A 21,785-nucleotide genomic window follows, 5' to 3' on the forward strand; every position below is an offset into this window, starting at 1 on the left:
CATGTCGTCGACCATCGGCATCGCCGGTGCGGGCCTGCTCGGCCGGCTGCTGGCGTGGAAGCTGGCGAGAGCCGGCCATCGCGTCAGCGTATTCGACCCGGCACAAGCGCCACAGCCGAGCTTCGATGGACGGCAGGCGGCTGGCTACACGGCGGCCGGCATGCTGAGCCCGCTGGCTGAGCTCGACAACAGCTCGGCGCATGTGGCCGCGCTGGGCTGGCGCTCGATCGCGTTGTGGCGCGAGATCGTGTCGGCCTTGCGAGCCAGGCCGCACTTCTCGGAGCGCGGAAGCTTGCTGCTGGCGCATCGCAGCGACAGCGGCGCAGCGCAGCGCGTGCTGGCGCGCCTGTCGACCGCAGCACCCGGCACACCGCAAGCACAGGCGCTGTCATCGAACGCCATGCAATCGCTGGAGCCCGCGTTGCAAGGCGCCGCGCACGCCTGGCTGCTGCCGCAGGAAGGGCAGATCGACACGGTGGCCACGATGCTGGCCTTACAGGCCGAAGCGCCCGACGTCGACTGGCATTGGGGCGTGTCGGTCGACACCTTGCGCCCCGGCGAGTTGAGCCTGAGTGACGGCTCATGGCACCACTTCGACTGCGTCTTCGATGTGCGAGGAATCGGCGCACGGCCCGCGCTGCCAGTGCGCGGTGTACGTGGAGAAATCATCTGGCTGCACGCGCCCCGCCACGGCCTCGCCCGCCCCGTGCGACTGCTGCATCCGCGCCACCGCGTGTACCTGGTGCCGCGCTCCAGTGACGTGGTGCTGGTCGGTGCCAGCGAGATCGAGAGCGAGGACCGCTCGGCCATGTCGCTGCGCAGCGCGGTCGAGCTGATGGCGGCAGCGCACAGCGTGATGCCCGCGCTGGCCGAAGCCCGCATTCAGCGGCTGGACGTCAACCTGCGGCCCGCCCTGCCCGACAACGAACCACGCGCCGACATCGAGCCCGGGCTGGTTCGCATCAACGGCCTGTTTCGCCATGGCTGGCTGCTCGCCCCCGCGCTGGTGGAAGACGCGTTGCAGCGCTGCGGCCTCGGCGCCACGTCCACCACACCGGAGATGGCGACATGATGTCGACCGACACGATCGCCGTGCAGCTCGACGGCCGGCCCGTGCCGCTCGCCGCCGGCACCACGCTGGCCGAGCTGGTGGAGCAACTGGGTCACGCGCCGCAAGGCGTCAGCACCGCCGTCAACGGCCTGTTCGTCGCGCGCGGCCAGCGCGCCGGCTGTCTGCTGCAAGCCGACGACGCGGTGCTCCTCTTTCAACCCATCGTGGGCGGATGACCATGAACAACCCCTTGAACGACGACTCCTGGCACGTCGGCGACGTCACGCTGCACAGCCGCTTCCTGCTCGGCACGGCCGGCTACCCATCGCCACAGATCCTGCACGACGCGATCGTCGCCGCGCGCACGCAGGTCGTCACCGTCGGCCTCAAGCGCACGCTCGCGGCAGCTGGTGACAACGGCTTCATCGCGCTGATCCGCCAGGCCCTGCGCGAGAAGGGTGCTCGCCTGCTGCCCAACACCGCCGGCTGCCGCAGCGCGCGCGAGGCAGTGCAGCTGGCACATATGGCGCGCGAGCTCTACGACACCCCGTGGATCAAGCTCGAAGTGGTGGGCGACGAGCACACGCTGCAGCCCGACCCGTTCGAGCTGCTCGCTGCGGCCACGCAGCTTGCGCGCGAAGGCTTCACCGTCTTCCCGTATTGCACCGACGACCTCGTGCTGTGCCGCCGCCTGCTGGATGCCGGCTGCCCGGTGCTGATGCCCTGGGGCGCGCCCATCGGCTCGGGCCAGGGCCTGCTGAACCCCTTCGCGCTGCGCACGCTGCGCGAGCGTTTGCCCGATGCGACCTTGATCATCGACGCCGGCATCGGCGCACCCTCGCACGCCGCGCAAGCGATGGAGATGGGCTTCGACGCCGTGCTGCTGAACTCAGCGGTGGCACAGGCGCGTGAGCCGGTGTCGATGGCACGCGCCTTCGGCCTGGCCATCGAAGCAGGCCGCACGGCATGGCGCGCGGGTGTGATGGCACCGCAAGACTTTGCCGTGGCGAGCACGCCGGTCGGTGGCGAACCCGTCTTGCTCGGCGGGGCGGCATGAACACGCCCCCAATCATCTGGAGCATTGCAGGCACCGACAGCGGCGGCGGTGCCGGCCTGAGCGCCGATCAACGTGCGGCCGGTGCCTTCGGCGTTCACCTGTGCCCCGTTGTGTCCACCGTGACCGCGCAGAACTCGCGCGCCGTCACGCACATCGAGCCGATGCCCGCCACGCTGATCGACAAGCAGCTGCATGCGTTGGCCGACGACATGCCGCCGCGCGCGATCAAGACCGGCCTGCTCGGCAGTGCTGAACAAGTGCGACTGGTGGCGCAGTGGGTCGACCGGCTGCGGCAAGCCGGCCCGGTGGACCTGGTGATCGACACGGTGCTTGCATCGACGACAGGCACGCGCTTCGCCGACCCGTCCACCCTGGCCGCATACCGAGATGAGCTGCTGCCACGCGCGACCGTCATCACGCCCAACCGGCGCGAGGCGCTGCAACTGCTGGGCGAGCCCGTGGACTCGACGGTCCTTGCTGCAGGTGACTTGCCCGCCCTCGCGCGGAGGCTGCGTGCTGCCGGTGCGCAAGCCGTCTGCATCACCGGCGGCGACGGCACCGACGTCGACGGGCAAACCATCGACTGGCTGAGCAGCGACCACGCCGAAGGCTGGCTGGCGCTGCCGCGCGTGCCCACGGCCCATCACCACGGCACCGGCTGCACCTTCGCGAGCAGCGTGGCCGCGGCACTGTCGCTCGGCTTCGTGCCGGCGGATGCGGCGGTGCTCGCCAAGATGGCCACCACGCACGCGCTGCGGCATGCCTACGCGGCCGGCCAGGGTGCCGGCCCGGTACATGCGCGCACGGGCTTTGGCGATGACGCAACGCTGCTGCCGTGGATGTCGTGGGGCGAAGCGACCCGCTTCGCAACGCCGCCCGCTGCCACACAGCAACGGCCGCTCGATCTTTACGCCATCGTCGACAGCGCCGAACGCGTGCACCAGGTGCTGGCCGCCGGCGTGCTGACCGTGCAGCTGCGCATCAAGGCGCCGGCCGAGCCGAACGCCGCCTGGCAACTGCGGCTCAGTGGCGAGATCGGCCGCAGCATTGCCGCGTGCCGGGCAGCGGGTGCTGAGCTCTTCATCAACGACCACTGGCAGCTGGCGCAGGCGCTGGGCGCCAGCGGCGTGCACCTGGGCCAGGAGGACCTGCTGGCCCTCGGCGAAACCGGTCGGGCGGCGCTGCAGGCGAGCGGCCTGGCCATCGGCATCAGCTCCCACAGCCTGTGGGAACTGTGCCGTGCCCGCAACCTGCCGCCACGCTACATCGCCTGCGGCCCGGTGTGGCCCACGCTGACCAAGGCCATGCCGTGGCGCGCACAGGGGCTGGACAACCTGGCGTGGTGGCGGCACATGGCGCCGGCGCCGGTGGTGGCGATCGGCGGCATCCTGAGTGCGAACGAGGTGCGACAGGCTGCAGGCTGCGGCGTCGACGGCGTGTGCGTGGTGAGGGGCCTGGGGGCCGACCCATCGCACACGGTGCGCGAGCTGTGGCAGGCGTTGCGAGCGGGCCGCGCCGGTGCAGAGTCATCCAGACCACCCACCCTGCCACACGCATCATTGGCCCGGTGACGCTATCCTGCGAGCCGTTGCACGCAGTGTTCAGGCACGGCTCTTCTTGGAGGAAGCGATGAAGAAAACTCTGATCTCGTTGGCGATCGGCCCGTGCGCCAGCGCCTTCATCCATTTGTCGGCCATGGCACAAACGCCGCCCGAAGTGACGCTCACGCGCTTCGACTGCGGCACCAGTGCGCCGCCCAGCGACGTCGGCCGCTTTTCCGACACCTTCTCCTACAACGGCCTGATGCTGCAGCTGGTGTTCAGCTGCTACCTCATCAAGCACGGCGACGATTACATGGTGTGGGACACCGGCCATTCGATGAGCGCCGGTGCCGTGGCCCCGAAGGTGAGCCTGGTCGAACAGCTGGCGCAGTTGCAGCTGAAGCCGGAGCAGATCAAGTTCGTCGGCATCAGCCACTATCACCCGGACCACACCGGCCAGGCGGGCTCGTTTCCGCAGTCCACGCTGTTGATCGGCAAGGGCGACTGGGACGTGCTCACGAGCGCCAAGCCGCCGAGCAATGCGCCCACCACGCCGTTCGCAAACTGGATCAGCGGCGGCGGCAAGGTCGAACCCGTGCCGCTCGACAAGGACGTGTTCGGCGACGGCAGCGTGGTGATGCTGTCCACCCCCGGGCACACGCCAGGCCACCACAGCGTGCTCGTGAAGCTGCCGAAGATGGGCAACGTTTTGATCACCGGCGACCTCGCGCACTTCCACGAGAACTACGACAGCGGCGGCGTGCCGCCTTTCAACACTGGCCGCGCCGAAACGCAGGCGTCGCTCGATCGCGTAAAGAAGATCGTTGCGAATCTGAAGGCCACAGTGATCATCCAGCACGACGCGCGTGACGTGGGTAAGCTGCCGGCGTTTCCCGCCTCAGCGAAATAGCGGCGGCTCGGTAGGTTTCAACAGCGCTTCAGGGCGCGCTGTTGCAGCTCAAAACAATCGTGGTCGCAGCGGATCACCCATTACCGGCCAGCGTGCCGCTAACCTGCTTGATGACACGGAACCAGAGGCGTGCCCCGGTTTGCCGAGGCGCGCACTCTTATTGAAAAGGCGAGCAGCTTGCTAGCGCTTTGCACTCTTCAATGTTTCGACGATCTTGTCGGCATGCTCTTCGATCAAGCCCTTCGATGAGCCCCATGCAGACGGATTCTTTGATTCGACCTTGAACTCGGACAGCACCTTGCCTGTCGCCGGCTCCTTGATCTTCACCGTGCTCTGGATGTTGTCTGATCCGGCCATGATTCCGGCCATCGCTCGTGCCGCCCCGTGCCGCATGTAGTAGTTGGTGACCGTGACTTCAACCACCCTGCTTGATGCATCTGTGCTCGCTGCCAAGAGTGCGCTGCTCGAGAGTTGTGTTGTCAGCCGCTCGCGAAGAATCGTCATGCCTTCTTCACTTGCAGTTGGAGGGGTGCTGAGTTGAAGCTTCAGCTTCTCGCCTTGGGCAAGGCGGTATTCGGATTGAACGATTGCCGATGTGCCAGCGCAACCTGCCAGCAAGGCGCCGGAAGCTACCAGGATGGCTGCAATGAGTGTTCGCATTCTTTCTCTCTTTGTTGATGGGAAAAGGGACATGTCAGTCTTCGAGACTGCCGGCGTGCGCCGACGCGCGATCCTATTTCAGTTTGATGAAAGGCTCACCCGTGCCTGTGGCAGCAGGCTGCCTGGCACAAGCGGTGGCTGGGTTTCGCGTGAGCGCTGCGGCACCCGCTGAGCGCGGGCGACAGGAGCCAGCGCTTTGACGGCATCGCCTCACGGCGAGGCCGTTTTGCTGTCAGGGCGCCACGGCCTCGCGTGTGTTTGAAGTCACGATTCGACGAGCGGCTGCGAACCGCCGACGACGACTGCCGTCAAGGCACCGAGCAGGCGTAGTTGGTGACCAGTGCCGCCGCGGCAGCGTCGTTGGCCGGCCCGGTGTAGCGCGGGTACTGCGGATACGGGCACAGAGGCCGGCTGAACTGAGTGGCTCCGTTCGACACCTTGGCAGCGGTGAGCGTGCCGGGCGCGGCACCCTGGGTCACCCAGGCATCGAGGGCGGTCAGCAGGTCGGTGGTGTCGGCGCCTGGGCCGCCTGCACAGTGGTCGACTCCTGGCGCGATGTAGTAGCGAACGAACGCGTCTGCATTGGCCTGGCCGCCAACGGCGGTCGTGACGCCCTGGTAGAAGGCCGTGGTCGCCTGGTAGCTGAGCGCGGAATCATTGCCGCCATGCCACAGGATGAGCTTGGCGTTGCTGTTCTTGAAGGGGCGCAGGTCGGTGTTGGTCGCGTCGTTCAGCGCGGCCATGCCGTACAGGGCGTTCAGGTCGGCGTCCCAGGTGTAGGTGAGCGAGTCCTGGGCCGGATTGCGGGCGAGGTAGTTCTTGACGGTCGTGTCCTGGAACAGGTACTGAAGCGCGCCTTGCACGTTGCCTCCGCCGGTGACCCACGCCGGCCACGCGCCGAGGTCGTCCTCGTTGCCGCTCAAGGCCCAACCCGGGTTGGTGTATGCGCCGCCGGCCCAGGAGGCTGGCGACGTCCACGAGCTCACGACCGCCAGTTGCACATCTGACAGGCAGGTGTCCCCCGTGTCCACGCCGGCTGCGCAACGAAGCACCGCAGGGTCGAAGCTGCAGGCCTGCGGATTGGAGACGACGCCATCGGCGATGCCGTCGTTCGCATCACAGGCATCGCGTACCGACTTGGCCAACAAAGCCAGCTTGGCGGCGTTGAACTGGCCTCCCGGAGCGGCGAGCGCCTTGGCCGTGCGGTTGAACTGGCCCATGAACCCAACCCAGTTGTACGCAGGTGCCCGCGAGATGATCCCGTCGAACAGATTCGGGTTGCGCTCGGCCGCCATCAATGCTTCGCGTCCACCGTTCGAGCAGCCCTCGAAGTACGACCGATCGGGAGCCCTGCCGTAGGCCGCCTGCAGCATCTCTTTGGCAGAAGACGTCACTGTCGGTATCGACAGCGAGCCGAAAAGGTTCGCAGCATAGGTGTCGTTCAGCGCAAAGGCCGCCGACAGCACATTCCCCGAGTGCCCGGAGTCGCTGTTGACCGTGGCGTAGCCCTGTTGGAGCGCCGTCAGGTTGTTGCCCGACAGATCCGGAATGGCCCCGTTGTAGCCACCGCCACCGCCGTAGTACAGCTTGCCGTTCCATTGCTGCGGCAAGCGCAGTTCGAGGTTCAGTTGCGGAGCAATGGTGGCCGCGACTCTGCAGTAGACGGGCGCAGGGCCGCTGGCCGCGACCGTGGCTGCAGCGGTCACTGTGGCCGCCGCAAGCGTCTTCCCCGACAAGGCCGAGCAGGCTTGCTCCGCCGTTGCCACACTGGGGGTTGCGGGGTCGTCATCGTCACCACCGCAACCGGCCAGGGCCAGTGCTGACAACATGGGAAGGGTGACCCGATACAGCAGCGAATGCGATGGGCTCGGCATGTTGTCTCCTTGGTGGTCACGGACTCACAGACTCACACAAGAAGTTTGTCACCCGGGCCGCTTTGACAATGTCCGTCGCTAGACATTCCGGCCGATGAATGATGAGGACTTTCCCTGGCTCACAGCGGCACGCGCCGTGCCCCTTCAGTGCATCCCCATCATTGCCGGCGCACCACCGATGGAGAGTGGGTTTCTCCGGTTTGCGACGTCCTCAAATCAGCATAGCGTCCGTCCGTTCAGTCGAATTCTCACGAGGTGCTTTTTGAACGAGTCTCCCCCGGCCATGCGCGATCGCCTTCTCAAGGCTTCATGGGCACAACACCTCACCGCGCAGCAGTTGGAGCGCGTCGAGCAGGAAACGCTGGTAGCCAAGTACGCGGCTGGGTCCACCATCTGCCAGGAAGGCGTGCCCGCGCAACATTGGGTCGGCGTGCTGGACGGCATGGTGAAGGTCGACACCGTGTCAGCCGATGGACGCGGCACCACCTTCATCGGCGTGTCATCCGGCGGTTGGCTGGGAGAGGGCTCGCTGCTCAAACACGAACTTCGGCCTTACGAGGTGGTGGCGCTGCGCGACAGCTGGATCGCCCTGATGCCCGTGAAGACCTTCGACTGGCTGTTTGAAACCAGCCTGGCCTTCAATCACTTTCTCGTGCATCAGTTGAACGCGCGGCTCGGCCAGTTCGTCGCCGTTGTCGAGAGCTATCGCATCCAGACCACCACTGCCCAGGTGGCGGTCTGCATCGCCGACCTCTTCAACCCGGCGCTCTGCTCGGCCACCTCGGATGTATTGCGCCTGTCTCAGCAGGAGATCGCGCGCCTGAGCGGCCTGTCTCGGCAAGTGGCAAACCGGGCCTTGCACGAACTGGAGCAAGCCGGCCTGGTGCGAATGCAGTACGGCACCATCCATGTGTTGGATGTCGATGGTTTGCATGCTGTCGGTCGGGGCGCCGAGCCCTTGCCAAGCAGCAGCGCACGGCCAGGGTTGCGGGTCAGCCAAGCACACTAGCGAGCTCCATCGCGTGATGTGCGGCGGGATGCCCCCACCGCGATCGCGAGCCCGACAACGAGCAGGATCGCAGCGACTGCAAACGTGACGCGCATGCCCATCGCAATGGCCTCGGGCGACGCGGTGTTGATGTCGGCCGCCGCCGATGCGAACGCAAACACCGCGCCCATCGCCGACGCGCCGGTGACGAGCCCAAGGTTGCGCGACAGGTTGAGCATGCCGGAGACGACACCTCGTTGGTCCGGCCCGACATCGGCCATGACGACGGCGTTGTTGGCCGTCTGGAACAGCGCATAGCCGACAGTGACGACGACGATGGGCACGACGTAGCCGGCAATGCCGAGATTCACTGGGAGCAAGGACAGCGCAAGTGCACCGGCCGCCATTCCGACGAAGCCGACGATCGCCATGCGCTGTGCGCCAAAGCGGTCTGCGATGCGCCCGGCCGGTACGCCAGCGAGCGCGGCGGCAAGCGGACCCACCGACAAGACGAGCCCGACCAGCGTTGCGTTGAGGCCGAGCGCACGAGCGAGATAGAACGGCCCGACCACCAGCGTCGCCATCATCACCGTCGAGACGAGCGCGCTCATCGCGAGGCTTGCGCTCAGCACGGGGTCGCGGAACATCGCCAATCGGATCAAGGGAGAGGCGGCTCTCGCTTCGACGAACAGGAAGAGGCTGACGCCGAAGACCGCAGCCGCAAGCAGAGTCAAGTTGAGCGCACCGAAGCTGCCGCGCCCCACCGTCACGGCGAGTGCATATGCAGCGAGTGCCAGCGCGAGCAACAGCGTGCCCACGTGATCGAAGCCACCCTTCTTCGGCGCCGGACGATCGGCGGGCAGATGGCGGCGCGCGAGAAGCCAGGTCAAGACGCCCAGCGGCACATTGACGAAAAAGATGGCCCGCCAGCCGAGCCCGGCGATCAACACACCGCCAAGCGACGGGCCAAGCGCCGTACCGATCGCGGACATGGTTCCGAGCAGCCCCATCGCGCTGGCGGTCCTGGCCTTCGGAACCGTTTCGGCGACAAAGGCCATGGTGAGCGCCATCATCACGGCCGCTCCGACGCCCTGCGCGGCGCGGGCGGCGATCAGCGACCCGAGCGTAGGGGCGAGGCCACACAGCACCGAGGCCACCGTGAACACAGCAATGCCGATCAGCAGCAAGCGTCGGCGGCCGATGAGGTCCCCCAGCCGCCCGGCGCTGACAACCAGGGTGGTGATGGCAAGCAGGTACGCGAGCACGACCCACTGCACTTGCTGGAAGGAGGCGCCGAACGCCTGCGCCAAGGTCGGCAAGCCCACGTTGGCGATGCTGGTGCCGAGCGACGACAGCAGCATCGACAACGACAGGCTGGCAAGCGCCCACCGGACCGCAGGCACCTGTGCCGCGTCGGCAGACCCTGTCTCGCCTTGCCCCGCAATGATTGGCTTCATCATGAACTCCGTCTGCTGCAACGCCCGATACCGGACTGAGCAAGACTAGCCATGAGCTCGCCTTGGCGGAAGGCGCGCCGTTTGCACTGTGTCCCTGCGTCTGACGCCACATCGCCATCAACGCTTTGTTATGGTCGATGCATGTCGACTCCCGATCTCAACCTGCTGGTCACGCTGGACGTGCTGCTCGCGGAACTCAGCGTCGCACGTGCGGCCCGGCGGTTGCGGCTGAGCCCCTCGGCGATGAGCCGCGCGCTGGCGCGACTGCGCGAGACGACGGGCGATCCGCTGCTGGTGCGGGCCGGGCGCGGCCTCGTCCCCACCCCACGCGCGCTCGAGTTGCGCGAGCGGGTGCGGCAGCTGGTGCAGGACGGAGAAGCCGTTCTGCGCCCCGCCGAGAAACTCGACCTTGCGCGGCTGGTGCGAACCTTCACGCTGCGGACCAGCGAAGGCTTCGTGGAGAACTTCGGGCCGGAACTCATTGCCCGCGTCGCCGACGAAGCGCCAGGCGTTCGCCTGCGCTTCATGCAGAAGCCCGACAAGGACAGCGCGCCACTGCGCGACGGAACCGTCGACCTGGAAACGGGTGTGGTGGAGGCAACAACGAGCCCGGAGCTGCGGACGCAGGCCTTGTTCCGCGATCGCTTCATCGGCGTCGTGCGCATGGGGCACGCGCTGAGCGAGGGCGAGATCACGGCTGCGCGTTATGCGGCCGGCCGGCACGTCAGCGTCTCGCGGCGCGGCCACGACAAGGGGCTGATCGACGAAGCGCTCAACCCACTCGGGCTGGTGCGAGAGGTCGTCACCATCGTCGGTGGCTTCTCGACCGCACTGGCCCTGGCCCGGGCCTCCGACCTGATCGCCAGTGTTCCGGAGCGACACACCGAAACGCTGCGCGCCGGCATGCACAGCTTTCCGCTTCCGTTTGCCACGCCCGAGATCACGGTGTCGATGCTCTGGCACCCGCGGCTCGATGCCGATCTGGCTCACCGCTGGCTACGCGGTCACGTGCGGGCTGTGGCAGCGCGATCTGCCGCGCCAGTTGATCACCTCGCCACCGAACCCGAGCTCGGGTCGTAAAGTCGCACAACAACACCTCCCACACTCCAAGGAGATCGCATGGAACCCGTACGCTGGGGCGTCTTGTCGACTGCCCGCATTGCCACCAAGAAGGTCATCCCCGGCATGCTCAAGAGCTCGATGCTCGTCGTGTCGGGCCTGGCATCGCGCGACCGGAAGAAGGCTGACGCGGCAGTGGCCGAACTGGGCATCGCACGCGCCTACGGCTCGTACGAAGAGATGCTCGCCGACCCCGCGATCGAGGCCGTCTACAACCCGCTGCCCAACCACCTGCACGTGCCGCTGACCCTCGCGGCAGCGCAGGCCGGCAAGCACGTGCTGTGCGAGAAGCCGATGGCGATGACAGCCGCCGAACTGGAGGCGCTTCGCCCCTACGCGTCGAAGGTGCACATCCGCGAGGCCTTCATGGTGCGGGAGCACCCGCAATGGATCACTGCGCGCGACCGGGTGCGGCAAGGTGCCATCGGCGAGCTGCGGTTCATGCAAGTCGGGTTCAGTTACTTCAACGACGATCCGTCGAACATCCGCAACCAGGCCGACATCGGTGGCGGTGCGCTCTACGACATCGGCTGCTACGCGATCGCAGCGGGCCGCTGGTTCTTCGAAGGCGAGGCCCAGGGTGCCATCGCGTCGATGGACGTCGACCCGGCCTTCGGCACGGACCGCAGCACCAGCGGCCTGCTCGATTTCGGCGGCGGGCGCCAGCTCAGCTTCGCGGTCTCTACTCAAGCGTCACCGTACCAGCGCGTGGTGCTCGTCGGCACACGTGGCCGGCTGGAGATCGAGATTCCGTTCAATGCGCCGCCGGACGAGGCCTGCCGGTACTGGATCGACGACGGCAGCTCGTTGAATGGCGCCAGCCGGGTCGAGACCGTGATGCCTGTGGCCGATCAGTACCAGCTGCAGGCCGAAGCGTTTTCACGTGCCGTGCGCAACGACCGGCCCGACGCGAGCGCGCTGGACGATGCCGTGTGGGGCATGCGCACGATCGACGCGTTGTTTGCCTCAGTGAAGTCCGGACGCATCGAGCGCCCCTGACTGGGAGCCGCAGCTCGGGCTCAGCCCGTCAAGAGACAGGCTCTTGACGCTTCATTACTAGGCTTGCAGCAGGCGGCCCATCAGCACCAACGCGCCGCCGCCCAGACTCAAGGTCACCAGGCAGACGGTGGCCAGCTTGACGAAGCCCGCACGTTGCTGGCGACGCCTGCGAACGGAGCTGGGCGCTGGCTGCAGCGCGGCGTAGCCGGACAGGGCCGAGAAGCCCGAGGAATGGCCGAAGTCAGTGGGCCGCTCATCGGCCGGCTCGCTGGCCCAGTCGAATACTTGCGTGCTCTTGAAGGGTGGCTGGTGACGGCTCATGCGGCATTCTGCGAGCGAGGCGGTGTGAGGCTCAACCCTTGAGCGAGGGGATGAAACCCACTCGATCAGGGGACGGGCCTCAGGTGCTCACCCCATGCGCAGCCACCGCGTCGAGTCGCGCGACACCCGGGTTATCACCATGCGTGGCATGCGCTGTTGAGCGCTGACGGCTCTTCGCTTCGGCGAGGCACTCAAATGGCGAAGTTGATGGTGCTCACTGCATCGCCTGCCCATTCGCATTGAACAAGTGGCAGCCTCCGGCATCCAGTTGCAAGCCGACGATGCCTGCTCCGCCTTCCGCCACCCGGGTGGCCACGGGCACCTTGGCGCAGACTCTTTGCTGGTTGTGCAGCAGCGTGGTGTGCACGACCTGGTGATCGCCCAAATGCTCCACGAACTCCACGCGCGCTGCAAGGCCGTGGCCCTTCGGTGCGATCGAGATGTGCTCCGGGCGCACGCCCAGCGTCATGGCTCCGGCGTCGCGCTGCGGCACGCCGCGCGGCACATGAATCTGGTGGCCGCCGCCCAGGTCTACCTGCGCACCGGACTGCGGCGCGTGGTCTGCCCTGCAGGGCAGGAAGTTCATCGCGGGCGAGCCCAGGAAGGCGGCGACGAACCGGTTGCCGGGCCGCTCGTAGAGGTCCAGCGGCCGGCCCATCTGCTCGATGACGCCGGTGTTGAAGACGGCGATGCGGTTACCGAGCGTCATGGCCTCCACCTGATCGTGGGTCACGTAGATCATCGTGGTGCCGAGCTCCTGGTGAAGCTTCGCGAGCTCGATGCGCATCTGCACCCGCAGGGAAGCATCCAGGTTCGACAGCGGCTCGTCGAACAGGAAGACCTTGGGCTTGCGCACGATGGAGCGGCCGATCGCCACGCGCTGCCGCTGCCCGCCCGACAGGGCCTTGGGCTTGCGGTCGAGCAGGTGCGAGAGCTGCAAGATCTCAGCCGCGCGGCCCACCGCGGCCGCCACCTCGCTGGCCGGGGTGCCGGCCATCTTCAGCGCGAAGCCCATGTTCTCGCTCACCGTCATGTGCGGGTACAGGGCGTAGCTCTGGAACACCATGGCCACACCGCGCTGGGCGGGCGCCACGTCGTTGGTGCGTTGGCCATCGATCAGCAGATCACCCGAGCTGATGTCTTCCAGCCCGGCCAACATGCGCAGCAAGGTCGACTTGCCGCATCCCGAAGGCCCGACGAAGACGACGAACTCACCGTCGGCGATGGTCATGCTGACGTCGCGCAGCACGCTCACTTTCGAGTCGTACTGTTTGCAGACATTGCGGAGTTGCAGCGTTGCCATGGATGAATGCCTTCAGGCGCGCGGGGCACGAGGCAGCCACACCGCCATCGGCGAGGCACCACGGTTCTGCCATGCGAAGTACGGGATGGCGGTGAGGCTGACGGCCCTGGCCGCAGGCGGCGGTGCGGGCGGGGCGGGCTCCAGGCGTCGGTACAGGGCGCTTTCCCACTGCGCATCGCGGGGTTCGCAGCGCGCCGTGCCGCGCAAGGTCATCACGCCGCCCAGTTTGTCCGCCTCGAATTCGCTGTCGAACGGCGCCTGCAGGTCAACGCTCAAGGTGTCGATGCCCGTGCCGGGATGGTCAAGCGCTTCCACGCAATAGAGCACCGGGCCACGTGTCAAGGCAACGCGCCCGGCGTTCTCATGCACCAGCGGGTGGCTTTGCCAGGGCTGCACGGGCATGGGGAGCGTCAGCTGCACGACGTCGCCAGCCCGCCAGTCGTGCGTGATCGGCACATAGGATCCCGCTGCGATGGACAGCTGCACCGCTTCTCCGTTGACAGCGATGCCGGCTCCCGTTTCGCACCAGCCGGGCACGCGCACCTGCAGCGTGAATTGCCCATCGGTGCCGACCTCGATGGCGACCTCCCCATCCCACGGGTACTGCGTGCGCTGCGCGATCTGTACGGTGCGGCCGCCCAACGGAATGCGCGCCGTGCCTTCGATGAAGAGGTTGACCCAGATCGCATCGGCGCTGGTGCTGTACGCATAACCCGGCAGCTCGGCGAGGGTGCGGGCCACGTTGGGCGGGCAACAGGCCACGTCGTACCAGGGTTGCCGGTGGTGGGTGCCATCGTCTTCCAGCGGGTTGACGTAGAAGTAGTGCAACCCGTCCAACCCCCAGCCGGGCAGCATGCCGTTGTAGAGCGTCCATTCCAGCAGGTCGGCATAGCGCGCATTGCCGGTCGCGGCCAGCATGCGGTGGCTCCACATCATGGAACCGATGGCCGCGCAGGTCTCGGTGTAGGCGCGCGCATTGGGCAGTTCGAAGTCCTTGCCCAGCGCCTCACCTTCGTAGCGCGAGCCCATGCCGCCGGAGATGTACATGCGCCGGCGCGTGAGCTGGGTCCAGAGAGATTCGAGCTTCTCGAGCAAGGCCGGGTCATCGTGTTCGAGCACCAGGTCGGTGACGCCGCAGGCCATGTAGAGCGCACGCACCGCGTGGCCGCAGAGGCAGGTCATCGCGCGGATCGGCTGGTCGTCCTGAAAGTAGTCCAGGCCCATGCGACCGCCGTGCAGCAGACCGTGACCACGCGCGTTGATGAAGAACTCGGCCTGCTTCAGGTAGCGCGGCTCGCCGGTCTCGCGGGCCAGCTCGATCAGCGCCATCTCGATCTCTTCGTGGCCGTCGACCATCACGCGCTTGCCCTGCTCCGCCGAGCCGAAGACCTCGCACAGCAGATCGGCAAAACGCCGCGCCACGGTCAACAGCCGCGTGTTGCCAGTGACGCGGTGGTGCGCAACGCCGGCCTGGATCAGGTGGCCGCCGCAATACATCTCGTGCAGGTCGCGCAGGTTGCTCCAGCGCTCGTGCTTGCGCTCCAGGCTGAAGTAGGTGTTGATGTAGCCGTCTTCGCCTTGCGCGGCCTCGATGAGCGTGATGGCGGCGTCGATATTCTTCTGCAGCGCCGCGATCGGCCCGGCGGCTTGCGCCCACGACGCCGCCTCGATCCACTTGTAGACGTCGGAGTCGTTGAAGAAGATGCCAGCGTAGGGCCCGTCGAAATGGCCCGTCACGCGCCGGAAGTTGTTCAGCCGGCCCGTGCTCTCCAGCAAGGCGTATTGGGACGGCAGCGTGACGTCCACGTTGCGCTGCAGGCGCGGCCCCCAGAAACTGCCCGCCAGGGTGACGGCGGCCACCGGCACCGGGCGCAGCACCGCGCTCGGGCTGCGGCTGAAATCGACGACAGATGTCATGAAGCGTCCTTGGTTGTTTCAGGCCTTGACCGCACCGGCGACCAGGCCCTGGATGTAGTAGCGCTGCAGCAGCAGGAAGAGCGCGGCGCAAGGCAAGATGGACAGGACGATGCCCGCTTGCATCAAGCCCCAGTTGACGGAGCCGAGTTGGCCGCTCTGCGCATTGATCAGCATCACCGGCAAGGTGAATGCACGTGAGTCGGAGATCAGGATCAACGCGGCCAGCAGCTCGTTCCATGAGCCGAAGAAAGCGAACAGGGCCACCGTGGCCAGGCCCGGCCCCACCAGCGGCAGCATCACGTGCATCAGCAGGCTCAGCGGCGAACAGCCGTCGAGCACCGCGGCCTCTTCGATCTCCTTGGGCACGGCGTCGAACGCATTGCGCATCATGAAGACGGCGAACGGCAACTGGAAGGTGGTGTAGACCAGCGCCAGGCCGAGTTGCGTGTCTTGCAGGTGCAGCAGGCGCAGCAGCACGAACAGCGGGTTGAGGATGGACTGGAACGGGATCATCAAGGTCGCCAGGATCAGCATGAACAAGGCATTGCGCGCCGGGAACCTGAAGCGCGAAAAGCCGTAGCCGCCGAGCGTGGCAAGGACCAGCGTGAAGAGCACCGTCATCACGGCCACGCCGGCGCTGTTGCCGAGGTAGCGGCCGATACCCTGCCCGTAGTTCGCGAGGTTGCGGTAGTTCTCCAGCGAGAAGCGGCTGGGCCAGTACGCGGGCGGCGAAGCAGAGGCCTCGGCCGCCGTCTCGAACGAAGTCATCAACGACCACAGGATCGGGAACAGGAACATCAGCAGCAGCACGCTGCACAGGCCGTAGTACGCGGCCTGAACACCGAGCTTGCGCCAGCGGCGCCTGCTGGGTGTGTCGTCCGTCGTGTGCGGGTGCACCGAGAGCGAAGCCAGCTCGATCACGGCTCGTCCCTCAGCAAGTACAGCTGCACGGCAGAGAGCACCAGCAGCATCAGCAGCAGCACGACCGACATCGCCGCGCCATAACCCAGCTTGAAGTAGGTGAAGGAGGCCCGGTAGATCCAGTGCACGACGGTGATCGTGCTGTTGAACGGCCCGCCGCGCGTCATCACGAAGAACTGCTCGAAGGCCAGGAACGAACCGATGAAGGACATGGTCAGCGCGAGCGCAAAGGTGCGGCGCATCAGCGGGATGGTCACGTGCCGGACTTGTGCCCACCAGCCGGCCCCATCCAGACGGGCGGCCTCGTACAGATCGGCTGGAATGGCCTGCATGCCCACCAGCAAGATCACCATCGTGAAGCCAGTGGCCTTCCACAGCACCATTACCACGATGGAGGCCAGTGCGCTGTTGGTTTCGCCAAGCCACTGCACGGGTTCGTCCACCCAGCCGAGGTCCATCAGCACCGTGCTGAAGATGCCGACCTGGTCATTGAACAGCCAGGTCCAGAGCAGGCTCGCAGTGGTCATACCGATCACGACGGGCAGGAAGTACGCGGTACGGAAGATCCCGACGAAACGCACACCGCGGTGAACCAGCAGCGCCAGCGCGAAAGCAAACAGGAAGATGGCTGGCGTGACGACCAGCGTGTACTTCGCGGTGAAGAGCACGCTGCCCCAGAAGGACGCGTCCTGGAACAGGTCCACGTAGTTCTTCAGGCCCGAAAAACTCGGGTGGCCGAGCAAGGGCCAGTTGTTGAGCGACATCCACACCGTCATCAGCAGTGGCACGATGAAGAACACCGTGGTCACCCCGAGGCACGGCAGGATGAAGAAGAACCCGGCCCAGCGGCGGGGCATCTTGAAGCCAATGAGTGTGAGCATGTGGCAGAGGCAAAGGTGCGGCCAGCGAGGCTGACGCCGCTCAGGCAGCGTCAGCGCCTGAGGCCAGGCCGCAGAAGACCAAAGACAAGATCAGGGCGTGGCCAGGATCTGGCGGAACTTGGCTTGTCCTTCCTTGATGGCGACATCGACACCCTTGCCGAACACCGCTTCCTGGATCATCGCCAGCCAGGGCCCGTTGGGGTCGTTGATCAGCTGGTTGAAGTGCACGGAATACGGCGTGCGACCGGCTTGCATGGCGGCCGAGGCCATGGCGAAGCGGCTGTCCTGGCGGCTGTAGGCGTTGTCGGCCAGGTCTGCACGCACAGGGATGCTGCCGTTCTTGGCGAACTGCTCCACCTGCACTTCTTCGGACAGGCACCAGGTGATGAAGTCCCAGGCTTCCTTCTTGTGCTTGGAGCCCACCGGGATGGCGATGGAGTCGCCGCCCGCAAAGCTTGAGCTGCCGCCCTTCTCGCCGGGCAGCGGTGCCACGCCGAAATCGATCTCCGGGTGATCCTTCTTCAGCAGCCCGATCGCGAAAGCGCCTGTCCCCTGCATGCCGATCTTGCCGGAGAAGAAGGGGCTGATGAAATTGCTGCCGTTGTCTGTCTTGACACCGCTGGGCATCACGCCGTCTTTCCACATGCGCCGGTACATCGCGAGCGTGTTGCGCAGCGCGGGGTTGTCGAGCGCCTCGCTCTTGTTGTCGGCCGAGAACACGTCGCCGCCCGACGCCCAGATGTAGGGTGTCATCGTGAAGATGTTGCAGCCACCGCAGGCGCCCGAGAAATAGAAGCCTTTGACGCCGCCGCCCAAGGCCGCAATCTTCTTGGCATAGGCCTCGAGCTCGGCCATCGTGGTCGGTGGCTTGTTGGGGTCGAGGCCGGCGCGTTTGAACAGCGCCTTGTTGTAGAGCAGGAAGGAGCTTTCCGCGCTGAAGGGAACGGCATATTGCTTGCCGTTGTACATCGCCAGGCGAACGTGCGAGGGCGAGAGGCTCTTGGCGAACGGCAGGCTTTTCGCCTCGGCACCGATGTCGCTCAGTTGCCCGGCCTGCGCGAAGGCAGGCACGAAGATCAGGTCGATCGCGACCACGTCCGGCGCCGCACCACCTGCTACGGCGGTGCCGAACTTGGTGACGAAATCATCGCTCGGGATGACGGTGAGAGCCACCTTGTTGGCGTGCTTGTCGTTCCAGGTCTTGACCAGTGGCTCCACGAAGCCGGCGTCGGCCGCACGGATCCAGAAGGTGATCTCCTGGCCGGCCTGGGCGTGGGCACTGGTGGCCAACACAACCGCCGCCAAGCCACCGGCAAGCTTCCTCACCCAAAAGGGAATTCGCATGGGTTTGTCTCCTGTTTTTTGGTGTCGATATCGGTCCGTCACAGCAGGAAAGGGGAATAAAAGCGCCCTCTTCCATCGCTCTCGGGTGACGGCGATGTTGACAGCAACACACGGTGCCAACAAGGTGACAAAGCCCGCACAATACGGGACAAATCCGACTTCTTCAGATGCAGGACGGCAACCTCTCGTTTGCACTCCCGATGGCGCTGCAGGCGACCAACGGCGGACTCTTCATCTCACGTGCCGTGGGGCAGCACCCCCGCCGTGTGATCGATTCGTTCGAGCTGCTGTACGTCAAACGCGGCGTCCTGGGCATCGAGGAAGCCGGGCGCGAATTCCAGGTGAGCGCCGAAGAGACGCTGGTGCTGTGGCCCGGAAAGGAGCATGGCGGCACCCAGCCCTACTCGCCCGATCTGCAGTTCTTCTGGGCCCACTTCGTGCTGCCCGCCAAACCGGGGCGACGCGCCGACCAGGTGCTCGACGTGCCGCAGCATGCGCTGGTGGCCCGCCCCGAGCAGATGACCAGCCTCTTCCGGCGCTTCCTGAACGAACAGGAGCTGCTCGGCGAGCGCCAGGTTCCGATGAGCCTGATGCTGATGCTCATGCTGTGGGAGGTCACGAACTCACGCGCCGTCGGCGCCCTCGGCGGTGCAGTGGACGGCTCTGCGGCCATCCTGGCCGCACGAGCCGATGCGCTGATCTGCACCGGCTTCCACGGCCCCATCAGCACATCGACGATTGCAGCCGAGCTGGATTGCAATGCCGATTACCTAGGGCGCGTGTTCCGCAGCATCTACCGCTGCACGCTGACCGAGGCGATCCACACCCGGCGTTTGCGTCAGGCGACGGCCTTGCTGGCCGAGGGGAAGACCTCCGTCGATGCCGTCGCCGCGCAGTGCGGCTTCGACGATACCGGCTACTTCCGCCGGCTGTTCAAACGCTCGACGGGCATGACACCTCAGGCCTACCGGCGGCTGCACATGCGGGTGCACGTCAACACGGGATGAAGCGCGTGACGGCGGGCTGCTACCAGCTGCCGTAGGTGGACACGATCCCGCGCAGCAGGGCATCGCGCTCGATACCCAGGTGGTTGCCACTGGCGTCGCCCGAGGCGTCCTTCCCGACGGCGGTGTGGACGACCACCAGGTGCAACTGCGGGTCGACGAAGATGGCCTGGCCGTGGATGCCCTGGAGCATGAAGCGGCGGTGGCTGCCGGGCAGGAGCCAGGTCTGCAGCCCGTAACCGAAGTAGGTGCTGCCGTGGTAGTTCATCTGCCCCGGCCGAAACGCTGCGGGCTGTTTGCCGGCATCGGTCATCTCGAGCAGGTGGTCGCGCGACACGACGGTGGCGCCCTGCACCTGCCCGTCGTTGGCCATCATCATCCCCAGGCGCGCGTAGTCGCGCAGCGTGGCGTTGAAGCCGCCCTGCGCCTTCTCGAGCTTGTCGACCGGGTTCAGCAGCCAGGTCGCCTGCGCCTCGGCACCCACAGGCTTCCAGATCTTCTCGTCGATGTAGTCGCACATCGTTCGGCCGGTCGCGCCGCGCAGCACCATGCCGAGGACTTCGGTCTGCGCGCCTGCGTAGTTGAAGCGCTCGCCCTCGGGGTCGCTGCGCTCGGTGATCAGGCGCACCGCCTCGGCGATCCCCACCCGGCGGGCGGCCTCGTTGAATCGGGCGCGGTCGTCGTGGTCCGAATAGTCCTCGACATAGCGCGCCCCCGACGCCATGCGCATCAGGTTCACGATGCGCGTCTCGCCATAGAGCGAGCCCTTCAGCGCGGGCGCGTACGCCTCGGCCCGGTCGTCGAGGGAGTGGATCAACCCGTCCTCGAGCGCCTTCACGATGCCGAGTGCGGTGATGGTCTTGGCCATCGAGTTGGACAGCATCCGCATGTCCGCGGTCCGTTGGTAGTTGTAGCGTTCGGCGACGATCTCGCCGTCCTTCAGCACCAGCACGCCGGTCACACGTTGCCGTTGCATGTAGTCGTCGAGCGTCAACGCCTTGCCGGCGAATCGGTAGCGGAACGATGTCTCGGTGGCCGCACGCTTCAGTGCAACCGGCTTCTCGGCGGGAGGCAGCGAGCACGACGGATTGAAGCTGTCCATCGCGCTGAACGAGCCGACGATGAAGGGATCGCGGTAGGCCTGCCCGGCGTTTCGCGCCACGGGATAGCCGGCATCACGGCCCAGCGCTTCCTCGTCAGGCGCGGCGTTCGCCGCAGCAGGGAGCAAGGGGACGAGTGAAGCGACGAGCGAGAGGCAAAGGACGCGGAGACGGTTCATTCTGGGCGGGTTGTTCCTGAGAGACAGCAACTCTCTCACGCCCATGTTTCCCGCTTGCAAAGCCGACGTCGACTTTGCCCTGTGCACGACAGCGAATTCAGACGATGCGCTGGCCGCTGCTTGCGTCGAACCAATGCAACTGATCGACACGTGGCCGCAAGGCGATGGCCGCTCCCGGCCGCGCGCTGACACGATCGTGAACCATCGCGAGCAAGGGGGCGTCGCCGAGCCGGCACGACAGCATCGTGTCGGCGCCAGCAAATTCGACCACCTCCAGCGTGACGGGCCACGCACCCGCGGTGCCTGCCGGCACGATCTCGAGATGCTCCGGCCGCACGCCGACGACGCACTCGGCGGGCACGGCCGCAGGCACCTCGTCCAGCAAGGCGCCACCAGCCAATGCTAGGCCGCGATCGGTGCGGCGGCCGGGCAGCAGATTCATCGCCGGCGAGCCGATGAAGGTCGCGACGAAGGTGTTGACCGGCCGGTCGTACAGCTCGGCGGGCGTGCCGGTCTGCTCGACGGCCCCATCGCGCAGCACGACGATGCGGTCGGCCATCGTCATCGCCTCGATCTGGTCGTGCGTGACGTAGATGGACGTGGCGTTCAGGCGTTGGTGCAGCGCGCGGATCTCGGTGCGCATCTGCACGCGCAGCTTCGCATCGAGATTCGACAGCGGCTCGTCGAAGAGAAACACAGCCGGGTCGCGCGCCATGGCCCGACCCATGGCCACGCGCTGGCGCTGCCCGCCTGACAGCTGGCGCGGATAGCGGTCGAGCAGCTTGTCGAGGCCCAGGATCTTCGCGGCCCGGCCCACCTTTTCACTGATCACGCTGGGCGCCGCCTTGCCGATCATCAGACCGAAGCCCATGTTCTGGCTGACGGTCATGTGTGGGTACAGGGCATAGGTCTGGAACACCATCGCCACGTCGCGCTCCTTGGGTGGCAGCGCGTTGACCACGCGTCCGCCGATCGAGATGTCGCCGCTGGTGGGGTCGTCCAGCCCGGCCACCATGCGCAACAGCGTCGACTTGCCACAGCCGCTGGGGCCGACGAACACGACGAACTCCGCGTCACCGATCTCGATGTCGATGTCGCGTATGACGCGCACGTCGCCGAAGTCTTTTCGAATCTTGCTCAGCTGGATCGAAGCCATGGG

At 66.3% G+C, this 21,785-nt stretch carries 20 protein-coding genes; 9 read left to right on the forward strand and 11 right to left on the reverse strand.

Features of this window, described 5'->3' with window-relative positions; genetic code table 11:
- Position 1 precedes the first annotated feature (1 nt).
- The 5 genes from AC1DYS_RS26090 to AC1DYS_RS26110 are packed head-to-tail and all read left to right on the forward strand — an operon-like array spanning position 2 to position 4,559.
- The gene (locus tag AC1DYS_RS26090) at positions 2-1,072 is read left to right on the forward strand and encodes an FAD-dependent oxidoreductase (RefSeq protein ID WP_477904475.1); all 1,071 of its coding nucleotides are present in this window, start codon (positions 2-4) and stop codon (positions 1,070-1,072) included.
- The gene (thiS, locus tag AC1DYS_RS26095; protein ID WP_477904476.1) at positions 1,069-1,287 is read left to right on the forward strand and encodes a sulfur carrier protein ThiS; all 219 of its coding nucleotides are present in this window, start codon (positions 1,069-1,071) and stop codon (positions 1,285-1,287) included. Before AC1DYS_RS26090 ends, thiS begins: the two co-directional genes overlap by 4 nt.
- A gap of 2 nt (positions 1,288-1,289) precedes the next feature.
- Positions 1,290-2,108, forward strand: coding sequence for a thiazole synthase (locus AC1DYS_RS26100; protein WP_477904477.1), 819 nt, complete (start codon positions 1,290-1,292; stop codon positions 2,106-2,108).
- Positions 2,105-3,679, forward strand: a complete 1,575-nt coding sequence (gene thiD / locus AC1DYS_RS26105) for a bifunctional hydroxymethylpyrimidine kinase/phosphomethylpyrimidine kinase (protein ID WP_477904478.1) — start codon at positions 2,105-2,107, stop codon at positions 3,677-3,679. The genes AC1DYS_RS26100 and thiD overlap by 4 nt, the downstream gene beginning before the upstream one ends.
- A gap of 58 nt (positions 3,680-3,737) precedes the next feature.
- Complete coding sequence (locus AC1DYS_RS26110; protein WP_477904479.1) at positions 3,738-4,559, forward strand: N-acyl homoserine lactonase family protein; 822 nt, start codon at positions 3,738-3,740, stop codon at positions 4,557-4,559.
- A gap of 180 nt (positions 4,560-4,739) precedes the next feature.
- Here the strand turns inward: AC1DYS_RS26110 and AC1DYS_RS26115 are convergent, their stop codons facing one another.
- Positions 4,740-5,252 carry a DUF4410 domain-containing protein gene (locus AC1DYS_RS26115; protein ID WP_477904480.1) on the reverse strand — a complete coding sequence of 171 codons (513 nt, stop codon included), beginning with the start codon at positions 5,250-5,252 and terminating at the stop codon, positions 4,740-4,742.
- 275 nt (positions 5,253-5,527) lie between these two features.
- Positions 5,528-7,093 (reverse strand): tannase/feruloyl esterase family alpha/beta hydrolase, encoded by a 1,566-nt coding sequence (locus AC1DYS_RS26120; protein WP_477904481.1) that lies wholly within the window; start codon positions 7,091-7,093, stop codon positions 5,528-5,530.
- A gap of 283 nt (positions 7,094-7,376) precedes the next feature.
- On the opposite strand from AC1DYS_RS26120, the gene AC1DYS_RS26125 reads away from it, so the two are divergent.
- Entirely contained in the window at positions 7,377-8,102 is a 726-nt protein-coding gene (locus AC1DYS_RS26125) for a Crp/Fnr family transcriptional regulator (RefSeq protein ID WP_477904482.1), read from the forward strand.
- Here the strand turns inward: AC1DYS_RS26125 and AC1DYS_RS26130 are convergent.
- Complete coding sequence (locus AC1DYS_RS26130; RefSeq protein WP_477904483.1) at positions 8,099-9,541, reverse strand: MFS transporter; 1,443 nt, start codon at positions 9,539-9,541, stop codon at positions 8,099-8,101. The two genes, AC1DYS_RS26125 and AC1DYS_RS26130, sit on opposite strands and share 4 nt — an antisense overlap.
- A gap of 138 nt (positions 9,542-9,679) precedes the next feature.
- Between AC1DYS_RS26130 and AC1DYS_RS26135 the strand changes: the two genes are divergently transcribed.
- Positions 9,680-10,618 (forward strand): LysR family transcriptional regulator, encoded by a 939-nt coding sequence (locus tag AC1DYS_RS26135; RefSeq protein ID WP_477904484.1) that lies wholly within the window; start codon positions 9,680-9,682, stop codon positions 10,616-10,618.
- A 39-nt stretch (positions 10,619-10,657) separates the two neighbouring features.
- Entirely contained in the window at positions 10,658-11,656 is a 999-nt protein-coding gene (locus tag AC1DYS_RS26140) for a Gfo/Idh/MocA family protein (protein ID WP_477904485.1), read from the forward strand.
- 57 nt (positions 11,657-11,713) lie between these two features.
- Here the strand turns inward: AC1DYS_RS26140 and AC1DYS_RS26145 are convergent, their stop codons facing one another.
- The 6 genes from AC1DYS_RS26145 to AC1DYS_RS26170 form a co-directional block, all read right to left on the reverse strand.
- The gene (locus tag AC1DYS_RS26145) at positions 11,714-11,977 is read right to left on the reverse strand and encodes a hypothetical protein (protein ID WP_477904486.1); all 264 of its coding nucleotides are present in this window, start codon (positions 11,975-11,977) and stop codon (positions 11,714-11,716) included.
- Positions 11,978-12,191: 214 nt separating this feature from the next.
- Positions 12,192-13,280: an ABC transporter ATP-binding protein gene (locus tag AC1DYS_RS26150; RefSeq protein WP_477904487.1), complete on the reverse strand. Its 1,089-nt coding sequence runs from the start codon at positions 13,278-13,280 to the stop codon at positions 12,192-12,194.
- 12 nt (positions 13,281-13,292) lie between these two features.
- Positions 13,293-15,197, reverse strand: coding sequence for a glycoside hydrolase family 127 protein (locus AC1DYS_RS26155; RefSeq protein WP_477904488.1), 1,905 nt, complete (start codon positions 15,195-15,197; stop codon positions 13,293-13,295).
- Between the two features lie 18 nt (positions 15,198-15,215).
- Positions 15,216-16,118, reverse strand: coding sequence for a carbohydrate ABC transporter permease (locus tag AC1DYS_RS26160; RefSeq protein ID WP_477904489.1), 903 nt, complete (start codon positions 16,116-16,118; stop codon positions 15,216-15,218).
- Positions 16,115-16,999, reverse strand: coding sequence for a carbohydrate ABC transporter permease (locus tag AC1DYS_RS26165; protein ID WP_477904490.1), 885 nt, complete (start codon positions 16,997-16,999; stop codon positions 16,115-16,117). Before AC1DYS_RS26165 ends, AC1DYS_RS26160 begins: the two co-directional genes overlap by 4 nt.
- A gap of 90 nt (positions 17,000-17,089) precedes the next feature.
- Positions 17,090-18,343 (reverse strand): ABC transporter substrate-binding protein, encoded by a 1,254-nt coding sequence (locus AC1DYS_RS26170; RefSeq protein WP_477904491.1) that lies wholly within the window; start codon positions 18,341-18,343, stop codon positions 17,090-17,092.
- 167 nt (positions 18,344-18,510) lie between these two features.
- Here AC1DYS_RS26170 and AC1DYS_RS26175 point away from each other — a divergent pair, with 167 nt between their 5' ends.
- Entirely contained in the window at positions 18,511-19,350 is an 840-nt protein-coding gene (locus AC1DYS_RS26175; RefSeq protein ID WP_477904492.1) for a helix-turn-helix transcriptional regulator, read from the forward strand.
- 19 nt (positions 19,351-19,369) lie between these two features.
- Here AC1DYS_RS26175 and AC1DYS_RS26180 read toward each other — a convergent pair whose 3' ends face one another.
- Together AC1DYS_RS26180 and AC1DYS_RS26185 are read right to left on the reverse strand one after the other, a co-directional pair.
- Positions 19,370-20,626, reverse strand: coding sequence for a serine hydrolase domain-containing protein (locus tag AC1DYS_RS26180; protein ID WP_477904493.1), 1,257 nt, complete (start codon positions 20,624-20,626; stop codon positions 19,370-19,372).
- Between the two features lie 97 nt (positions 20,627-20,723).
- Positions 20,724-21,782, reverse strand: a complete 1,059-nt coding sequence (locus AC1DYS_RS26185; protein WP_477904494.1) for an ABC transporter ATP-binding protein — start codon at positions 21,780-21,782, stop codon at positions 20,724-20,726.
- Between the last annotated feature and the right edge of the window lie 3 nt (positions 21,783-21,785).

The sequence above is a fragment of the Rhizobacter sp. P2_G4 genome, assembly GCF_056403575.1.